The organism is Propionispora sp. 2/2-37, from assembly GCF_001298735.1.
In the GTDB taxonomy this organism is placed as follows: Bacteria; Bacillota; Negativicutes; order Propionisporales; family Propionisporaceae; genus Propionispora.
In genome coordinates this window covers 105966-125257 of record NZ_CYSP01000010.1, presented here as the reverse complement: position 1 = coordinate 125257, position 19292 = coordinate 105966, and the positions used below count along the sequence as shown (strand labels likewise).

Sequence of the window (19292 nt, the reverse complement as noted above, 5' to 3'; positions counted from 1 at the left end):
TCCTGTGCTTATAGATTAATGGGTAACTCGTTTTTTGCCCGTGACATATTCATAAATCAGTGACTTCTTGTATTGCCGCATTGTATCAATGGAGCGTTGTTTCTCGGCAATGAGCGCATCCGTTTCAGCGCACTTGGCATCGAGCCAATTAGCAATAGCTTTTTGCTCCTCAATCGGAGGATAAGTTATGCGGAACTTTCTCAAACTGTCTGCCGCAAGGTTGGGTTGTGCTGTTCCATTGTCATAAAAAAATCGTTGCTCATCGTCTAATACCGAATTGAGACAATAGAACGCATACTTTGGTACACAGGCAAAGCACCTGATTGCTACGAGCGAAGATGCTACCGTTCCCTCGTCGAAATCAACTATGGCGTTTTTACCTATACTTCCTCTGAGGCAATACAGTATGTCGTTGCGCCGCAGTTTTACACCGCCCATAAACTTGTATTTGTCAGGCGTAATAAAATCCATATTATCAAGTGGGACGCGACCATCGGTCAAATGACCTGCGTTGATAAAAGGGATACCCTCGCTAACGATTTCGGTTGATAGCGGATAATTTTCCCCTCTATCTCCGTTGTGGAAGGTTGCCAAGAGTTTTAATTTTTTCAAATCCCAATGCTTCGGCACCTCGCCAATCCAGTCAATCCCGCTGTTCTTCATCGGTACGGACTTATCCAGCCCTTTAGTCACCGTTTCTGTGATGAGGGCTTTTTTGTATTTCTGCAAAATTTCCACCTGACGCTCCATGTCGGCAACTATGGAGTCGATTTGAGAGCAGCGGTCGTCAAGGAACGCAACTATCCTTTGTTGTTCTTTCATATCAGGTGGAATAGGGATAGTGATATCGTTTAAGTTCGCATTCGTCAGCTGGTTTATTGTTGAGGTTAGATACCGGTCAAGATAAAAGCTGAATATATGCGATAGCATAACATAGTGGATAAACTTGTTATATTTACTGCGGAAAACACACATGAAAGCCCCATATGTGTTTCCTGCCATCTGCTTATCAATCAGAGCACATTTGCCTATAAGGTCACGGCTTCCGTTCCTAGAACAAATAAGCAGGTCGTCTTCTTGCAGAACAAGTTCTGAAGGTATTCGCATCTGCACATAGACGTTATCATCAAACGCCAACGCATTATTTTGTATATTAGATGAGCGCAACACAAGAACACCATCATCGTGTACATCTTCGGGAGCGTAAGTCAGACCATTCCGTGCTGTCCCCAGATACTTTAACCTTTTAACTTCCCACGATGCTGGAATATCCCCAATCCACGCAATACCGCTGGGTTTCATTTCATTCGTCATTTTGCACCCTCACTTCCCAGTAGAGCCGCAACCTTGCCGGACAGTCCCTTCTCAATCTCAATAAACTGAGCCAGTAAGTCGTCCGCTTTTTCCGGCTCTTTATACTCATAGAAATAGCGGGTGAACGGAAACTCAGCGCCGAGTTTTTCCTTGTTGCTCGCGCTCGTTTTCTTATTCGGGTCGTACTCGTAGAAATACATTGCATCAGGAACATGTGGGTAGACCTCTCGCCGAAAATATTCCTCCACGTCAGTTTTCAGCCCAACAATCTCAGTGTCTTTCGTAGTCGGGTCAGGAATGAGGTTGCCCTTTTTATCTTTTTGCACCACAGCGGTCTTATCCATAACCGAAAGCTCCATCGCAATAGAGTTCAGACGGCTGGCGCTCATACCATCCACATCGCCGATGAGTGTTTTCAGCTTCTCCGTAAATATAGCAAAGTCTTTATATTCCGTATCGCTGACGTTCTTTTCCAGAATCGCGATAACTGCATCAATAAGCTCCTTGCCTTTTTGGTATTTCTGAAACTTCTTCTCGTCCTCCGGCCCGCGCGGGTTCATCTCCAAAAGTTCCTCGTATTCGGCTTCGTTAAAAAGATTGCCATTTGCTGCGAAAAAGGCGCTGGTTTTGAGCGCAGCAATATTTGCAGCGGAAAGAGAGCCTGTCCGCTGCAAAGGCTGGTAGACGGCGTATTCCTTATACATGAATTCTTCGTTGTCAAAAATCTTGCAGTACGGGCCCGGCTTGAATTCCGAGTAAATCTCGGTAATGCGCCGCATATCGTCACGGGATATTTCTTTGCGTTTTTTGCCGAGCGATTTGCGAAGCGGCTTCCAAAAATCCACGGCGTTTATAAGCTGAACTTTCCCACGACGCTCCGGGCGTTTGTTCTTCGAAAGGATAAAGGCGTAGATGCCTATGCTTGTATTGTAGAACAAATCGGTAGGCAGTGCGATAATGGCTTCAATAAGATCGTTCTCTAGCATATACCTTCGAATCTGGCTTTCGCCGCTTGTGGTATTGCCGGAAAACAGCGGAGAACCATTGGTGATGATTGCCGCGCGTCCGAGTTTTCTGTCCATCTTGTAAATAGCATGCTGCATGAACAAAAGCTGCATATCGCTAGACGATGGCAACCCTGCGGGGAAACGGCCGGCCATTCCTTTTTTATGCTCGTCCTTGACGGCTTTCTCAACACCATCTGCCGCATCCTTTCCACCCCACGAAGCTCCGAACGGCGGATTAGCAATGACAATCCTCATGGACTGTCCTTCAAAACAATCCTTTTTCATGGTGTCTTGCAAGCGAATGTTTTCGGCATTCTCACCCTTAATGAGCATATCAGCAAGGCATATGGCATAGGACTCCGGGTTGATTTCCTGACCGAAAAGACGAACCTCCGCATCAGGGTTCATGCGCGTTATAAAATCAAATGTTGTCGACAACATCCCTCCAGAACCACATGCCATATCCAGTACTGTTGCTACTCGGCGCTCGGCAAATAAATCATCACAGCCTTCCGCCAAGATAATGTTTACTAACAGCCGGATAACCTCACGCGGAGTATAGTGGTCGCCAGCCTCTGCATTTTCAGAAAACCTGCGGATAATCTCCTCAAACATATACCCAGCCTTGATACCGTCGATGGTATTAGGATTCAAATCCAGTTCAGAAAACTTTCTGACCACACCCAGCAAGCGGTTATTCTTATCCATCTTGTAGATTTCTTTTTCAAAGTCAAGGTTGCGGATAATGCTCTGGACGTTTGCTGAAAACCCTTCGATGTAGCTGATAAAATTAGTAACAATGTTATCAGCATCGTTCAGCAGTTCTGCAAGGGTAAAACGGCTTGTGTTATAAAATTTATAACCTGATATACTTTCCAGTATTTGCGCGGGTGTGTTCCGATTTTTCTCAAATGCCGCAATAACCGCGTCCTTTGTTTCCGCGAGCGCACATTCAAAGCGGCGAATGATTATCATCGGGATAATCACATCTTTGTACTTGTCCGGTTTATAAGCGCCTCTCAAACTGTTAGCAATTGAGAAGACCAAATCAACTTCTTTACTGACATTTATACTAGTATCGTCCAGCATAACTTCAGTGATTTTTGCTTTAGCCATAGCTTAAGAGCCTCCCAATTAGTATTCATTAATGTCAATCCCGGCTTTCAGAAGCCTCTCGTAGCGTTCGTTTGACATTACAACCGCTATAGGCTTGCCATTCTTTAAAACAAAGGCGGTTTTGTCCGATTCCGCCAAAGATGTAAGAATCTTCGAGGACTGCCCGCGAAGGAAATCACCGATGTTATGATGTTCCATTGGCATTTTCTCTTTTGTTTTTTTATCCGCCAAAACTAGCGCCTCCTTTGTCAACAATATCCACATTATAGTATAATACAAACCAATTACAATTTCAGTATCTATTTATAGACTTTATTAAACTGTAAAAACAGTTACTTCAGTGCGGAAAGTGGCAGCAAATAGGCCTTAAAAATAAAAAAAGCCGCTTGACTGCAAAGCAACAGCAAACGACTACTACTCCAATTTGGTAATTTTTAAATGTATCTCTTTTCTCTATTTTCCATCCATCCCGCAAAACTCTCCTTACTTACGCCAAAAAGTTCCGTTTCGCGTAAACTTTACCCCCGGGGGTAAAAAATCGCCCAGACCTTACGTCTAGGCGAACATAAATCACACATATCAAATTATCATCAAACCCGCAAAGCCTTATATTTCAAGCTACTTCCGCTCTATCAACGCGACTGTCTCAACGTGGTACGTATGCGGGAACATATCGACCGGCTGAATTTCCTGTACAATATACTGATGTTCTGCCAAAATGGCTAAATCTCTTGCCAGGGAAGCAGGGTTACAGGATACATACACAATTCTTTGCGGCTGCATATGTAGAAAAGTTTCTAAAACCGTACGGTCACAACCGGCCCGGGGGGGATCTACGACAATCACTTTAGGGCGAACGCCGTCTTTAAAAAGGAGGGGCATCACTTCCACTGCATCCCCAACAATAAATTCGGTATTGTCAATATCATTCCGGCGGGTATTTACTTTGGCATCCCAGATGGCCGGGGCAACTACTTCGATACCATATACTTTTTTAGCCCGTTTAGCCAAAAACAGGGTAATGGTCCCCGTTCCGCAATAAGCGTCAATAACAATTTCCGTACCGGATAAACCGGCATATTCCACAGCTTTATTGTAAAGAATTTCCGCCTGTGCCGTATTTACCTGAAAAAAGGACCGGGCCGAAATAACAAAAGAAAATTCCCCTAAACGGTCAGTGATGGTGTCCTGCCCCCAAATTGTCTGCGTATCATCACCCATAATCACGTTAGTCTGTTTCTCATTAACATTCTGCACAATGCTCATCAGACCGGGAATATGCTCCCGAAGGCTTTGAATCAGCTTTTCTTTATGCGGCAAATGCTTTTGAGCGGTAACCAGCACTACCATAATCTCTCCGGTGGCTACGCCTACCCGGCCTACCACATGTCGCATAATGCCGGTGCCGCTTTTTTCATTGTATATACTGATACCCAGCTCATCAATGGCCGAACGTACAGTCCGTACAATACGGTTGTTAGCCTCCTGTTGAATTGCACAAGTCTCGGTAGGAATGATGGTATGCGTGCCTTGCGCGAAACAACCGATCACAACGTTTCCATTTTCTTTGCCTACAGGAAACTGCATTTTATTACGGTAATTCCAGGGGCACTCCGCCCCTAGTGTCGCACGGACCTGCACCTCCGGCAGCTTCCCGATGCGGGTCACGGCATCAACCACACTTTGCCGCTTATAGATTAACTGCCCCTCATAGCTGAGGTGCTGCAGTTGGCAGCCGCCACACACATCATAAACCAGACACGGCGGCTGCACCCGAAAAGGCGAAGGCTTTTCCACAGCCAATAATTTTGCTTTCGCATAATTCTTTTTCACTTCCATCACGGATACCTGAACTTTCTCTCCCGGCAGGGCCTGCGGTACAAATACGGTAAACTCCGCCAAGCGGCCCACGCCTTCTCCGCTATGACCTAATCCAACAATCTCCAGTGTATATCTACCGCCCTTTTTTACCGGCGGAATTAAAATCTGTTTTGACAAAATACAATCACCTTTCACCCAAAAACTCTATCCATTATGATCCGTCATAACTTTTTGTGCTATTTTTGTTCACTTTCGACACTTTTGCCGATTTTGATTAACGTCTGCATGTATTCATCCAATTTTTTGGCCACCAAATGATGCACCGTTCCCTCCGGATAACTTCCGTCTGGTGCTGCCTCACCTGCTGGAACGCCGGTCAATATTTCAATTCCTTCATCAATGGTTTTTACGGCATAAATATGAAACTGACCTTGCCGCACGGCTTCGGTTATTTCTTCATTAAGGGTAAGATCATCAGCATTTTGCCAGGGAATCATCACCCCCTGTTTGCCGGTCAAGCCTTTCATTTTACATACTGCAAAAAATCCCTCGATTTTTTGTGTAGCGCCGCCGATAGGCTGAATCTCACCTTTTTGGTTCACCGATCCGGTAACGGCAATGTATTGTTTAATAGGCAGCCCGGACAGGCTGGATAAAATGGCATATAGTTCCGTACTGGAGGCACTGTCGCCATCTACGCCGTCATACGTCTGTTCAAAAGTGATGCTGGCTGTCAGCGTCAGCGGCTGCCTTTGGGCAAATTTCTCTCCCATATAACCGCTAAGAATCAGAACTCCCTTGGTATGACTGCTGCCGCTCATTTTGGTTTCCCGCTCAATATTGATCACACCACTTTTACCTAAATAGGTATTGGCCGTAATGCGTGACGGTTTGCCGAACATATACTCGCCTACCGCTAATACTGCCAAGCCGTTGACCTGGCCGACTTTTTCCTCTCCTGTATCCAGAAGGAATTTTCCTTCGGCAAACATCTCCTGCAGACGTTCTTCGTATTTATTGGCCCGGTACCGTTTTTCCTCAACGGCCTTTTTTACATGCCGGGATTGTACAAACTCACAGTTATCCAGAGCGGCCCAAACGTCGGCTTCACATAAAATTTCTACCACTTCGTTAAAACGGGTAGTTAATTTTTTTTGATTGCCGGCCAAGCGACAACAATATTCCACTACCTGAGCAACGGCGGAACGGTCAAAATGTTTAAGCTGCTTCCGTTCCACTGTAGAGCTGATAAAGCCTGCCAGTTTTTTCACATTGGCTGGGTTATTATCCATTTGCACATCAAAATCAGCATGTACTTTAAATAATTTACGGAAATCTTCATCATAATTATATAATAAATAATACATTTGCGGACTGCCGATAAGCACAACTTTGACATTGACCGGGATAGGCTCCGGCTTTAAGGAGGCCATGGCCAGCATGCCATACTGCTCACCCAAATTTTCAATAAACAGTTTTCTGGTTTTCAGTATGCGCTTTAACGCTTCCCATGCCCCGATATTCGTGAGGACATCACGAACATTCAGAATCAGATAGCCGCCATTGGCCCGGTGCAAAGCCCCTGCTTTTATCATGGTATAATCGGTGCTGACCATCCCCATGCGGGTTTCGTATTCAACCCTGCCTACTAAATTATAGTAGGTGGGGTTGGTTTCGACAACAACAGGTACCCCCTTGGTATCACTGTTGTCAACAACTAAGTTGACCTTGTACTTATCCTTCCCGCTGTCCTGCATATTTCTTCTGAATAACAGCAGCGGGTTTTGCTCTTCATCTATCTGAGCCGGTTTAAAATCATTTATATTGGTAACGATATCATTTTTTACTGCTTCCAGATATTCCGTAACTTCGGCAAAATCTTTATACTTGGCTGCTAAGCTTTCGATTAAATGCCCAACCGCAAATAAACCAATTTTCCCGTCCAGGCTTTTTAGTTCTTCACGCACCTCACGCTCTAGAACCTGCAGGCGCCGGATTACTTCCATTGCTTTTTCATGAACGGCTAAGGCGTTTTTTTCAATTCCTTCACGTTCTTCCGCCCCCAGATTTTTAAATTCCTCCTGAGTAATCGCCTTACCGTCAACCATGGGCAACCCGGCGAACCCGGTGGTCGACCATTGGGGCTGTATCCCCATTTCTTCGGCTTTTTTATTAAAACCCTCAATGATCAAGGTACGTTTATCCTGAAAGGTTTTTGCCAGATCCGCCTTCGATTGTTCGTATTCTTCCCCGCTGAACACTTTGGCAATATCACTTTTTAATTCCTCAATCAGTTTCTTCATATCACTTTGAAATTGACAGCCCATCCCTGCCGGCAAAGACAATGCCTTAGGCTGGGCCGCATTATGAAAATTATTTACATAACACCAATCCAGCGGCAAATCGACCCGTTTGGCCGCCGTTTTGGCAACGGCGGTTTTAGCGTAGGTGATTTTTCCGGTTCCTACTAAACCGGAAATAAAAATATTATATCCGGCATTTTTGGTATAAAGGCCGAATTCCACTGCCTTAACAGCTCGTTCTTGTCCAATCATAACATCCAGAGGAGGTACGGTGGCTGTTGTATCAAAATTTAATATACTTTCTTCACAGATAAAGCGAAGTTTTTCCACAGGTAGTTCATTCCATTTTGTCATGCCTTTATTCCCCTCTTCCTCATTCTTGTAAACTTTACCCATAAAACACTTCTGGTTTGCAGGCCCTTCTTCTTCAATATATTGCTGATTGCTGTATAAGGTTCGCCTCTACCTATGGTAAATCCTTTTCCCAGCTAATTTGCTGACTGCCACAATAAAAACAGGTATCAAAAAATTCCTGCGGTTTGGCATTGGCGGCATTAATGGTTTTTTTATCAGCACCCAGACTGGTCACTTGCTGCAATGTTTCATCGGCAAAATCTGCGATTAACCCGGAAAGCGGTCCATTGGCATACTGCGATGCAGGAGACACAACGCTGGAAACAAAGCTTTTGGTATTCCCGCAGTCCAAACAGCGCGGCATAAAAAAACCTCCCTTACCGATGGTTTATACTCAGACCGGTGATATTCCCCAAAAAATCATAAGCATTTTGCTTATATTCACAAAAGCATGGGCCCATATGGCACTGATAAGCGAACCACGCCAGGAGTACAAGAGCGCAAGCCCCGTACCGACCACCATCATTTCTCCTAACCAGTAGACGTTAAAATGCATTAAGGTAAAAATAGCGGCACTGCCAAATGCTCCTCCCCATACTCCCCAGCGTTCCTTAAGCGGCAGAAAAGTGAATAAACGGTATAAGATTTCTTCCGATACCGGAGCGGCTATACCGGCCAGAAACAGCGGCGGCAGCAATTGCTGCCAGGAACCCGCATATTGTGCCTGCAGGGCTAAAGGGTGAGGTGCCGGAGTCAGCAATAACCAGGTGGTATAATATTGCTCACTGAAGATACTGGCGAAAAGCAGCAATACACCGGCAGTTACTCCCAAGATGCTGTTTTGGACAAAATATCTAACCGATTGGAAGGCTAACCCCAAATCGCTGAATTTAGCCTCTCCTCTGGAAATAACCAGCCATACAAGTAGGATAACAATAATCCGGTCGGTCATTTCCACCATAAAACTGGTAACCGTCGTAAACAAAGGATAGATGGTCTGTACGATGAGCAACCCTAAAACAATGCGCAAAACATAAACGGCAATCAATGTTTTGATATTCCAGTTTACCTTTTCCGGCAGCATCTGGTTACCTTCTTTTGTTCTACTCTATTTACTACCATTATGCACGAGCCTATTTTGTTTAATGCCAAGATATTTTTTCCGTTTTTCCGTTATTCACACAAAAAAAAGAAGCGGTCACCCGCTTCTTTTCCTCTATAACCTTTCCCGCAATAATTTATTGACCAGTTCGGGATTGGCCCGACCCTTGGTCTGTTTCATAATCTGCCCGACCAGGAAGCCGATGGCCTTGTCTTTTCCGGCCTTAAAATCCTCTACAGACTGCGGATTAGCCGCAATGACCGCTTCTACAATGCCAACGATCGCACCTTCGTCCGTAATCTGAACCAATCCTTTTTCTTTCACAACCGTGTCGGCATCCTTTCCGGTTGACCACATTTCTTCAAATACTGTTTTGGCAATTTTCCCGGATATCGTTCCCTTTTCAATCAAGGCAAGCATTCCCGCCAGCCGAGCCGGTGCAACCGGACACTCTTCAATTGACAGGCCCGCAGTGTTCAGGTGTTTGGATACCTCGCCCATCAGCCAGTTAGCCGCCGCTTTGGCATCAATTTTATGGCGTACCGTTTCATCAAAATAATCGGCCATGGCTTTACTGGCCGTAATTATACCGGCGTCGTAAGAGGAAAGGCCGTAATCCCGGATCAGCCGTTTTTGCCTTGCATCCGGCAGTTCGGGCAAATTGTCCCGTATCTCTTCCACTTTGGCAGGATCCACAACAACCGGCACCAGATCAGGTTCGGGAAAATAACGGTAGTCATCGGCCTGCTCTTTGCTGCGCATCGTCAGGGTAACCCCTTTTGCTTCATCCCAGGAACGTGTTTCCTGAATCACGCGTCCGCCCTCCTCCAGTACTTGTTCTTGCCGCAGGGCTTCATATTCTAAGCCCCGTTGTACCGAACGGAAGGAATTTAGATTTTTAATTTCCGCTTTGGTGCCAAACGTTTCCGTTCCCCGCGGCCGGAGAGAAATATTCGCATCACAACGTAAACTGCCTTCTTCCATTTTGCAGTCGGATACGTCAATATACTGCAGTATGGCCTTGAGTTTTTCCAGATAGGCTTTTGCCTCTTCCGGCGTGCGGATATCCGGTTCGGAAACGATTTCGATCAAAGGCACACCGGTGCGGTTATAATCAACCAGGGCATAGTCGGATTTATTGATGGTGCCGGAATGCACCAGTTTACCGGCATCCTCCTCCATATGAACCCTGGTAATGCCAATGCGTTTTACCTGTCCGTCGACTTCAATATCCAGATACCCCTTCACGGCAATCGGTAAATCATATTGTGAAGTTTGAAAGTTTTTCGGCAAATCCGGATAATAATAGTTTTTCCGGTCAAATTTGCTGAACGGCAAAATTTCGCAATTAAGCGCCAGTCCGGCACGGATGGCGAACTCTACAACCTTTTCGTTAATCACCGGCAATACACCCGGCAGTCCCAAACATACCGGACAAACATTAGTGTTTTGCTCCGAACCGAATTGTGTGCTGCACCCGCAGAAAATTTTCGATTTTGTTTTTAATTCGGAATGAACCTCAAGACCTATTACAATTTCATAATCCATATTCTAACCTCCCACCGGCGCAAAACGCTTATGATAATCATTACTCTGTTCAAACGTATACGCCACACGGATGATTGTTTCCTCGTCCAGAGGCTTGCCGATAATCTGCATGCCTACCGGCAAGCCTCCGGCAAAACCGCACGGAACGGATATTCCGGGTACACCGGCAAGATTGACCGGAATAGTGCAGATATCCTGCACATACATAGCCAGCGGATCGTTGGTCTTTTCGCCGATTTTAAAAGCGGTTGTCGGCGCGGTCGGCGTAACGAGTACATCCACGTCTTCAAAAGCCCTGTCAAAATCCTGTTTGACCAAGGTACGTACCTGCAGTGCCTTGAGATAATACGCGTCATAATAGCCTGAACTTAATGCATACGTTCCCAGCATGATCCGGCGTTTGACTTCCGGGCCAAAAGCTTCGCTGCGCGTTTTTTTATACATCGCGACAATATCGTTGCCAGGTTCACGGTGACCAAACCCGACGCCGTCATATCTGGCCAGATTGGAGCTGGCTTCGGCCGGCGCAATCAGATAATAAGCGGACAGGGCATATTCCGTGTTCGGCATGGCAATTTCCTTGCATTCAGCCCCTAAAGCCACCAGTTGTTCAATCGCTTTGCGCACAGTGTGCTCAACTTCCGTATCCATACCGTCAACAAAATATTCCCGGGGTATGCCGATTTTAAGTCCCTTTACATTCGGTACCAGGGCTTGGGTATAATCCGGTACAGCGGCGTTAATGGATGTCGAATCCTTGGGATCGTAGCCGGCAATGGCATTCATCACCAAAGCACAATCCGTCACGTCGCGGGTAATCGGTCCAATCTGATCCAGCGAAGAAGCAAATGCCACCAAGCCATAACGCGAAACCCGGCCGTAGGTGGGTTTCATCCCGACCACACCACAATAAGCTGCCGGCTGGCGAATGGAGCCACCGGTATCCGACCCCAGAGCCCAAATCGCCTCTCCTGCCGCAACAGCCGCCGCCGAACCGCCGCTTGAGCCGCCAGGTACCCGGTCCATATCCCAGGGATTGCGCGTGGGAAAGAAACCGGAGTTCTCCGTGGAACCACCCATGGCGAACTCGTCCATATTGGCCTTGCCGGTCATAACCATTCCCTCTACCGCCAATTTTTCGATAACGGTCGCATCATACGGCGGGACGAAATTTTCCAGCATATGCGACGCACAGGTCGTTTTAATTCCCCTGGTGCACATGTTATCCTTAATGATTCCCGGGATACCGGCTAAAGGCACAATCGTTTCTCCCCTGGCCAATTTTTCGTCTACCACCTGTGCCTGCCGGAGAGCGGTATCACGTGTCTGGGTAATGTATGCCCTGACCCGTTCTTCCACCTGATCCATCCGGGATAATACCGCTTTTGTAATCTCAACTGCCGATATCTCTTTATCAATTAATTTCTGATGTAGCTGTTGTGCTGTGTATGTAAATAGTTCCATACTTGTCCTCCCTAAAGGCTGTCCGCCTGTAAATTCACCCTGTATTTTCTTTACCCTTCTATAATTTTAGGCACTTTGAAATAGCCGTCTTCCTGCTCCGGAGCATTTGACAGCGCCAGTTCACGCGGCAAAGAAGGTTTTACTTCATCGGCCCGCATGACATTCTTCAAGGGAAGGACATGTGCCGTTGGCTGAATACCAGTAGTGTCCACCCTGTTGAGTGAATCGGCATATTCTAAAATAGCGTTTAATTGCTCGGTAAATGCCTCTAATTCGCTTTCCGGCATTTCCAGTCTTGACAAGAGTGCAACCTTTTCCACGTGATTTCGCGTAATCTTCATTTCTTCACCATCCAAACTAAAGTTTCACAATTATTCCCTATTTGGCTTTATCATACCATAATATTATACCACGGCTGGAAAAGAATGAAACGGTTGATTACAGAATATCCTGCAAAAAGAAAACACAGGTTGCCATACAGACAACCTGCGCCTTCTTTTTATCTATTTTTATCTATAGTGAGGGGAGAAGTGTTCATCTTTCATACTTAAATTATGACATAATACGGACATAGTATTGTTAAAAAGAAGTAAAAATCGTGTAAAATAAATCGAATTGCCCATCGCTGAAAAATACAAAAGTCTTCTTTACCGGCTGAAGGATAAATCAGCGGTGATCATGAAATAAATAAAAAGATGTACCTGTCACTTTTTTCAATGTCCCCTCCTATTGTTTAAAGTCAGGGAATCAAACTATGTGATAAAAACAAATCTTAATCACTGGGAGTGATGTCTGATGCGAAATTTTATTCTCAGCTTTTCGTTTGCTTTCCTTCTTCTTTCCGGCAGTTTCACCACCTGTTCGGCTGCAACACCGCAAAAAGTAGCCATCCTACCGGTACTAACCTCTGCTCATGTGGCATTAAGTCCTGAGATCGAGAGCATCATAGCGAATGGGCTCCATAAAAAATTCCATACATCCCTGTCTTCGATCGTACCGGTTTTTGAAATTTTGCCGGCAGCTACGGTAAAAGAGGCAATGACTGTGCTGCAGCCTGAAAAAAACAAGCTGTCGGTTAATCGGAATATGCTTGCTGCCATTGCCGAAAAAACTTCTGCGGACATTGTCATCGCCGCCGAGGTAACTTCCTATCGGGACTTTAGCTACACCCGCTGGGACGGCGAACAAATTCAGGAAACCAATGTAGCTATACGCCTGGCCAGCTATCAGCGGGCTTCTCAGAACTATATTGAGGTTCGCGACAGGAAATCCTACCATGGCGCTGCCATGCCGACGGCATTTCCGGACTATATCACCGATGACATGATGTATTATCTGCTAAAAAAACTCCCGAATTACCGTGAAGGCTGATGGCGTCCATGCCATTATCCATTTCCTTTTATGCTAATTCGTTTTTCCAAGCTATAAATATCCTCTATCTTTTTACTCATCAGCGCATGGGCATCGCTTAAAGCCTGATTATACAAATGGGGGCCAATCTTTTTAATTACGAAATCCAGAATCATATCCGCCTGAAAATCGCTTAATTCTTCGTCCCGTTCTTTGCTGAAAAACTCTTTAAGATAACCCATTATTTCTTGCCGGACTGCCTTTTCCAACTGAATGTCCTGCATAAAAATCACCTCTTTACCCGTTTCTACTATAACGACGCAATTATCATTTCAATTTTATGGAGGAGTACAATGATCTACTTTTTTCTAGCCTTTTGTGCAGGTCTTGCCGTAACTTTCCAGACGGGCGTCAATACACAGCTGCGCAGTGCCCTGCAGAACCCGGTGGCCGCTTCTCTTGCCAGCTTTACCGTCGGCACCTTGGTTCTATTTCTATGTATGTACTTCTACAACGGACCGCTCCCTTCACTTGCTTCGTTAAGCCTTGTCAGTTGGTGGAAATGGACCGGCGGCATCCTGGGAGCATTTTTTGTCTACGCCGTTATCGTACTGACCCCCGAAATCGGCCCTGCCAATATGCTCAGTTTGGTCGTTTTCGGCCAGCTTTTTCTAGCACTGCTGCTGGAACATTTCGGCCTGCTCGGATTTACCCTGCATCCGGTCAGCCCCTTGCGTTTAGGCGGGCTTGTCCTGTTGGTGGCCGGAGTATACCTGATACAAAAATATTGACTTGCTTCATAAAAAGACAGCCTTACTTGACAGGCTGTCTTTTTTTACCGCTACAATCCATTATGTAAGATTCATAATTGCCGCAACTTGCCGTAAGGCAATATCCAGTTCTCCGGTATTCTTCACAACATGGTCAGCAATTTCCCAGTTATTAAATTCCCCGCGTTGTTGAGCATACTCAATGGTTTTATTGATAACTGCGGCATCATCTCCCCGCAGGATATAACGGTTAATGACCGTATCTTTATCTACCAGGAGATAAATAGCGGCAACCCGTTCTCCCAGTACCTTTTTCAGTTGTTCAAAGCCGGCCAGGGTGATATCTACCACCGAAACCGGATGTACCCCCACTTTATTCACCACTTCTTCTTTGCTCAACCCATAGAAATACCCCGAATAATTTGCTTTTTCCAAAAAAACGGTGCGGGAAAATTCTTCCTCGCCGACAAAGTAATAGTCTTTTCCCTGTTCTTCCCCGGTCCTTGGCTGACGTGTCGTATGGCTGACAAGAGCCGGAACTCTGTATCCGGCAAACAACCCCTTTACAATGGATGTTTTTCCGGAAGCCGGAGGTCCAATAATGGCATACACCTTATGCATAGTCACCCCTCCTAGTTGCAACTGATCGGTCGACCAACTCGTATCTGTTCTATGCTTATCATACCATGATTTGCCACAGAAACCTACCCACAAACCGCGGATTGAGACCTTAGTCCTATTCCACCAATTGGCGGAACTGTTCCTCAGTCAAAATTTCAATCCCTAAATTCCGGGCTTTATCTAATTTGCTCCCGGCCTCACTACCTGCTAAAACATAATCTGTCTTTTTGCTTACCGAACCGGTTACCTTTCCTCCCAGGCGCTCAATCACGGCAGTAGCCTCCGTTCTGGTCATGGTTGGCAAGATACCTGTTAATACAAAGGTTTTTCCTTGAAGTAACTGACTGGCAGTTTGCTGCGGTTTTTCTTCCGTCATCACAACTCCAACAGCTTCCAGTCTCTCGATAAATTCCAGATTTTCCGGAACAGCAAAAAAAGCGACAATACTTTCAGCGGTTTTTTCACCAATTTCGTTCAATTCAGTCAGTGAAGCAAAACTCGCTTCCCTGACGGCTTGCATACAGCCAAAGTGTCTGGCAATAATACCGGCCGCTTTCACCCCGACAAACCGGATGCCTAGAGCATATAATAATCTGGCTAAACCCGCTTGTTTACTGGCCTCAATCGCCGCTAGCAGATTCTGCGCCGATTTGTCTCCCATTCGTTCCAGATTGATAATTTGTCCGGCAGTCAATGTATACAAGTCAGCGGCACTGGTTACCAGTTTGGCATCAATCAAAGCCGTTAAAATAGAAGGGCCCAATCCCTCTATGTTCATAGCGTCACGTGAGACAAAATGAATCAGCCCCTCACGGAACAGCGCCGGGCAGTGCGCATTGGTACATTTGTGAGCTGCTTCCCCCTGCTGCCGGACCACCGGCCATCCACATTCCGGACAAGCGGCGGGCATTACAAAAGGCTGCTCTTTTCCCATACGTTTTTCCACAATAACCCCAATAACCTCCGGAATAACTTCCCCGGCCTTATGAATGATAACGGTGTCACCAATACGGATATCCTTCTCGTTAATAAAATCCTGATTGTGCAGCGTAGCCCGGCTAACCGTCGAACCGGCCACTTTCACCGGCCGTAAAATGGCTGTCGGCGTTAACACACCGGTCCGGCCGACCCCGGTAAAAATATCCTCGACCACGGTAACAGCCTGTTCGGCAGGAAACTTATAAGCGATCGCCCACCGCGGGTCTTTTGCCGTAAAGCCAAGCCTTTCCTGACCGGCTAAGTCATTTACTTTTACAACCATTCCGTCAATATCATAGGCTAAGTCTCCACGCTTCTGCGCCCACTCCGTACAATATCCGACAACATCTTCAATCCGTTTAAACACCCGGTACAACGGATTAATCTTAAATCCCAGTTTTTGTAAATATTGCAGCATTTGCGTATGTGTTTGGATGTCGACTCCCTCATGGATCCCGATTCCATAGATAAAAACATCCAGCGCCCGTTTTGATGTCATTTGCGGATCCAATTGCCGCAAGGAACCGGCAGCAGCATTACGGGGATTGGCAAACGGCGGCTCCCCCGCAGCACTTCGTTCCCTATTCAGCCGGTCAAAAGCTTTGCGGGGCATGTATACTTCCCCCCGCACCTCCAGCAGTGGGGGGATAGCCAGGCTTTCGTGCTCCAAAGCCAAAGGTACCGAACGGATAGTTCGGATATTACCGGTTACATCTTCCCCCTCATAGCCGTCGCCACGGGTAGCCCCCCGGATCAAACGTCCATTTTCATACACCAGATCTATAGCCAGTCCGTCAATTTTTAATTCAACCACATATTCAATGTCTGCCGTTTGTGCCAGACCATTGATGACCCGCTGATGAAAGGCCATAAGCTCTTCCTCTGAAAAGGCATTGCCCAGGCTGCGCATCGGCGTCAGATGAGCGACACGAAGGAACCCTTCCGCCGGTGCCCCCCCTACCCGTTGCGTGGGTGAGTCCCCGGTTATCAATTCCGGGTAAGCCGTTTCCAGTGTAATTAAACGTCGCATTAACAAGTCATACTCTTTATCTTCAATATCCGGATTATCCAGTACGTAATACCGGTGATTATGATAATTGATTTGAGTCCTTAATTCTCGAATTTCTGCTTTTGCCGCTTCTGCGTTCTCTGGCAAATTACTACTCGGCATAACATCACTCCCGGAAAAATGATAAGGCTGATTACACTTTATTGATGGGTGCAAACTTAACCATGAGTTGTTTGATTCCCTGATTGGGAAAAGCAATTCTAAGCTCCTGGCTTTCGCCCGTCCCGCGCACTTCCACAACTGTTCCCACTCCCCACTTGCCATGCCGGGCCTTATCGCCAGGACGCCAATCGGTACTATGCGGGGAAGTGTCAGTCGCCTGACTGTCCCTTCCCTGCGCCATAGATCTTGGCAAAGCCGTTTTTTGCATACCAAAGCTGCCTGTTCTTGGGCTAACAGAATAAGATTCACGCGGTGCCTGGTACCGTTCGAGCAGCGAAGTTGGAATTTCCGTCAAAAAGCGGGAAGGCGGATACATAGATGTCCGGCCATAGATTGTTCGCATGCGGGCATGGGAAAGATACAGCTTGCGTCGTGCCCGGGTTATCCCCACATAGCAAATACGGCGCTCTTCCTCGATTTCAGCTTCATTCATTAAGGTTCGCGCATGCGGGAAAATCCCCTCTTCCAGGCCGGCGAGAAAAACCACCGGAAACTCAAGTCCCTTGGCCGAATGCAATGTCATTAATGTAACCCGTTCATCAGCCAGTTCTGCCGTGTCGATATCTGATACCAGGGAAACATGACTGAGGAAATTCTCCAGGGTATTTTCTTCCTCGGCGGCGGCAAACTCTTTTGCTACCGTCAACAATTCACGCAAATTCTCCAGCCGGGCTTCGTCCTGAACGGTCGCTTCTTTTTCCAGTTCTGCTATATAGCCGGTTTCTTTCATAACCCTTTCCAGCAGTTGTACTACCGGCAGGCTGCCGGCAGCCGCCATCAGATTAAAAATCAGTTCCGCCAGCGATTCCAGCGGCCGTTTGGCTCTTGCCTGTAAATCAAGGACTAAATCGGGATTGCTGATCACATCGAACAAAGTCATATTGTTCCGGACGGCAAAATCGTTCAGCCGGCCAATGGTGGTATCGCCAATACCGCGTCTGGGGACATTGATAATGCGCAGCAGACTCATTGTATCCGCCGGATTGAAAATAACTTTCACATACGCCAGTATGTCTTTTATCTCCTTACGGTCGTAGAATTTCAGGCCGCCAACCATGGTGTAGGGAATCCCCTGCTTCATAAAGGCTTCTTCTACAACCCGTGATTGTGCATTGGTGCGGTACAGAACCGCCACGTTCCCGTATGATGTATTATATACCGTATTCAATTTCGTAATCATTCCGGCAATAAACTGGGCTTCATCCCGTTCGTCCTGCGCAAGATAATGGGTGATTAATTCACCTTCCGGGTTATCGGTCCATAATACTTTGGGTTTACGCTCACTGTTGTTCTCAATAACCGCGTTTGCAGCATCCAGTATGACCTGGGTTGACCGGTAGTTCTGTTCCAGTTTTACGATAACGGCTTCGGGATAATCCTGCTCAAAATCCATGATATTCCGTATATCAGCACCCCGCCAGGCATAGATACTCTGGTCGGCATCACCAACGACACATAAGTTCCGGTGCTGTTCAGCCAGAAGACGGGCCAATAAATATTGGGCACGGTTGGTATCCTGGTATTCATCAATCATAATGTACTGAAATTTCTGCTGATACCGCTGTCTCACCTCCGCATTCTGTTCCAGCAGTTGCACGGACAACATCAGCAAATCGTCAAAATCAAGCGCATTGTTATTGAGAAGCTTTTGTTGATACAATTCGTAAACCTCGGCAACTTTTTTTGCATGGAAATTATCCGCATCACGTGCAAAGGCCCGGGCATCCAAGAGTGCATTTTTGGCATTCGAAATCGTAGACTGAATGCCATGGGGTGCATACTGCTTCTCGTCTAAGTTTAACTCCCGTAAACATATTTTCACCAGTGCCAGTGTGTCGCCGGCATCGTAAATGACAAAATTCTTTTTATATCTTCCCAGGTATTCAATTTCCATTCGCAAAAAGCGCGCGCAAAAAGAATGAAAGGTGCTGAGCCATATATCCCTGGCCACCGCCCCCACCATATTATGCACACGTTCTTTCATTTCCGCGGCCGCTTTATTGGTAAACGTAATAGCCAGAATATTCCATGGTTTTACACCTTGCTCCAACAGATAGGCTATACGGCAGGTCAACACTTTGGTTTTTCCTGAACCGGCTCCCGCCATAATCAGTAATGGACCGTTACGGTGAGTGACCGCCGATACCTGAGCCGGATTCAATTGATTTAGCATACTATTCATGTATTCCTCTCCAGAACTATAATATAAGATTCTTATCCTTTTTTCTTCATTCGAACTGTTTTTCCTGTCACATCACACTAACTTTACCCGGTTATGTCATAAATTGCGCCGAAGGAAATGAAAACTCACTC

The 19292-nt window shown here is 46.3% G+C and carries 16 protein-coding genes; 2 read left to right on the top strand and 14 right to left on the bottom strand.

What is annotated here, in order from left to right:
- Positions 1–15: 15 nt before the first annotated feature.
- The 10 genes from P22_RS12155 to gatC form a co-directional block, all read right to left on the bottom strand.
- Positions 16–1314 (bottom strand): restriction endonuclease subunit S, encoded by a 1299-nt coding sequence (locus P22_RS12155; RefSeq protein ID WP_054260507.1) that lies wholly within the window; start codon positions 1312–1314, stop codon positions 16–18.
- The gene (locus tag P22_RS12150) at positions 1311–3437 is read right to left on the bottom strand and encodes a type I restriction-modification system subunit M (RefSeq protein WP_054260506.1); all 2127 of its coding nucleotides are present in this window, start codon (positions 3435–3437) and stop codon (positions 1311–1313) included. Before P22_RS12150 ends, P22_RS12155 begins: the two co-directional genes overlap by 4 nt.
- A gap of 18 nt (positions 3438–3455) precedes the next feature.
- On the bottom strand, positions 3456–3668 hold the full coding sequence (locus P22_RS12145) for a type II toxin-antitoxin system Phd/YefM family antitoxin (RefSeq protein ID WP_216598073.1): 213 nt from the start codon (positions 3666–3668) through the stop codon (positions 3456–3458).
- Between the two features lie 387 nt (positions 3669–4055).
- Entirely contained in the window at positions 4056–5435 is a 1380-nt protein-coding gene (rlmD, locus tag P22_RS12140; RefSeq protein WP_054260505.1) for a 23S rRNA (uracil(1939)-C(5))-methyltransferase RlmD, read from the bottom strand.
- A 59-nt stretch (positions 5436–5494) separates the two neighbouring features.
- Positions 5495–7915, bottom strand: a complete 2421-nt coding sequence (locus tag P22_RS12135) for a Lon protease family protein (RefSeq protein ID WP_054260580.1) — start codon at positions 7913–7915, stop codon at positions 5495–5497.
- A gap of 112 nt (positions 7916–8027) precedes the next feature.
- Entirely contained in the window at positions 8028–8279 is a 252-nt protein-coding gene (locus P22_RS12130) for a hypothetical protein (RefSeq protein ID WP_054260504.1), read from the bottom strand.
- A gap of 30 nt (positions 8280–8309) precedes the next feature.
- Positions 8310–8999, bottom strand: a complete 690-nt coding sequence (locus tag P22_RS12125) for a CPBP family intramembrane glutamic endopeptidase (RefSeq protein ID WP_054260503.1) — start codon at positions 8997–8999, stop codon at positions 8310–8312.
- 132 nt (positions 9000–9131) lie between these two features.
- Positions 9132–10565 carry an Asp-tRNA(Asn)/Glu-tRNA(Gln) amidotransferase subunit GatB gene (gene gatB, locus P22_RS12120; protein ID WP_054260502.1) on the bottom strand — a complete coding sequence of 478 codons (1434 nt, stop codon included), beginning with the start codon at positions 10563–10565 and terminating at the stop codon, positions 9132–9134.
- Between the two features lie 3 nt (positions 10566–10568).
- Entirely contained in the window at positions 10569–12029 is a 1461-nt protein-coding gene (gatA, locus tag P22_RS12115) for an Asp-tRNA(Asn)/Glu-tRNA(Gln) amidotransferase subunit GatA (RefSeq protein ID WP_054260501.1), read from the bottom strand.
- Between the two features lie 50 nt (positions 12030–12079).
- Positions 12080–12370: an Asp-tRNA(Asn)/Glu-tRNA(Gln) amidotransferase subunit GatC gene (gatC, locus tag P22_RS12110; protein WP_054260500.1), complete on the bottom strand. Its 291-nt coding sequence runs from the start codon at positions 12368–12370 to the stop codon at positions 12080–12082.
- A 454-nt stretch (positions 12371–12824) separates the two neighbouring features.
- Here gatC and P22_RS12105 point away from each other — a divergent pair, with 454 nt between their 5' ends.
- Positions 12825–13400, top strand: coding sequence for a hypothetical protein (locus tag P22_RS12105; RefSeq protein WP_054260499.1), 576 nt, complete (start codon positions 12825–12827; stop codon positions 13398–13400).
- A 14-nt stretch (positions 13401–13414) separates the two neighbouring features.
- Here P22_RS12105 and P22_RS12100 read toward each other — a convergent pair whose 3' ends face one another.
- Positions 13415–13663, bottom strand: a complete 249-nt coding sequence (locus P22_RS12100; RefSeq protein ID WP_054260498.1) for a DUF2164 domain-containing protein — start codon at positions 13661–13663, stop codon at positions 13415–13417.
- A gap of 69 nt (positions 13664–13732) precedes the next feature.
- Here P22_RS12100 and P22_RS12095 point away from each other — a divergent pair, with 69 nt between their 5' ends.
- Complete coding sequence (locus P22_RS12095; RefSeq protein ID WP_054260497.1) at positions 13733–14170, top strand: DMT family transporter; 438 nt, start codon at positions 13733–13735, stop codon at positions 14168–14170.
- 60 nt (positions 14171–14230) lie between these two features.
- Here the strand turns inward: P22_RS12095 and P22_RS12090 are convergent, their stop codons facing one another.
- The 3 genes from P22_RS12090 to pcrA form a co-directional block, all read right to left on the bottom strand.
- Positions 14231–14770 (bottom strand): guanylate kinase, encoded by a 540-nt coding sequence (locus P22_RS12090; protein ID WP_054260496.1) that lies wholly within the window; start codon positions 14768–14770, stop codon positions 14231–14233.
- A gap of 115 nt (positions 14771–14885) precedes the next feature.
- The gene (gene ligA, locus P22_RS12085; RefSeq protein ID WP_054260495.1) at positions 14886–16919 is read right to left on the bottom strand and encodes an NAD-dependent DNA ligase LigA; all 2034 of its coding nucleotides are present in this window, start codon (positions 16917–16919) and stop codon (positions 14886–14888) included.
- A gap of 31 nt (positions 16920–16950) precedes the next feature.
- Entirely contained in the window at positions 16951–19161 is a 2211-nt protein-coding gene (gene pcrA, locus P22_RS12080) for a DNA helicase PcrA (protein WP_054260494.1), read from the bottom strand.
- Positions 19162–19292 lie beyond the last annotated feature (131 nt).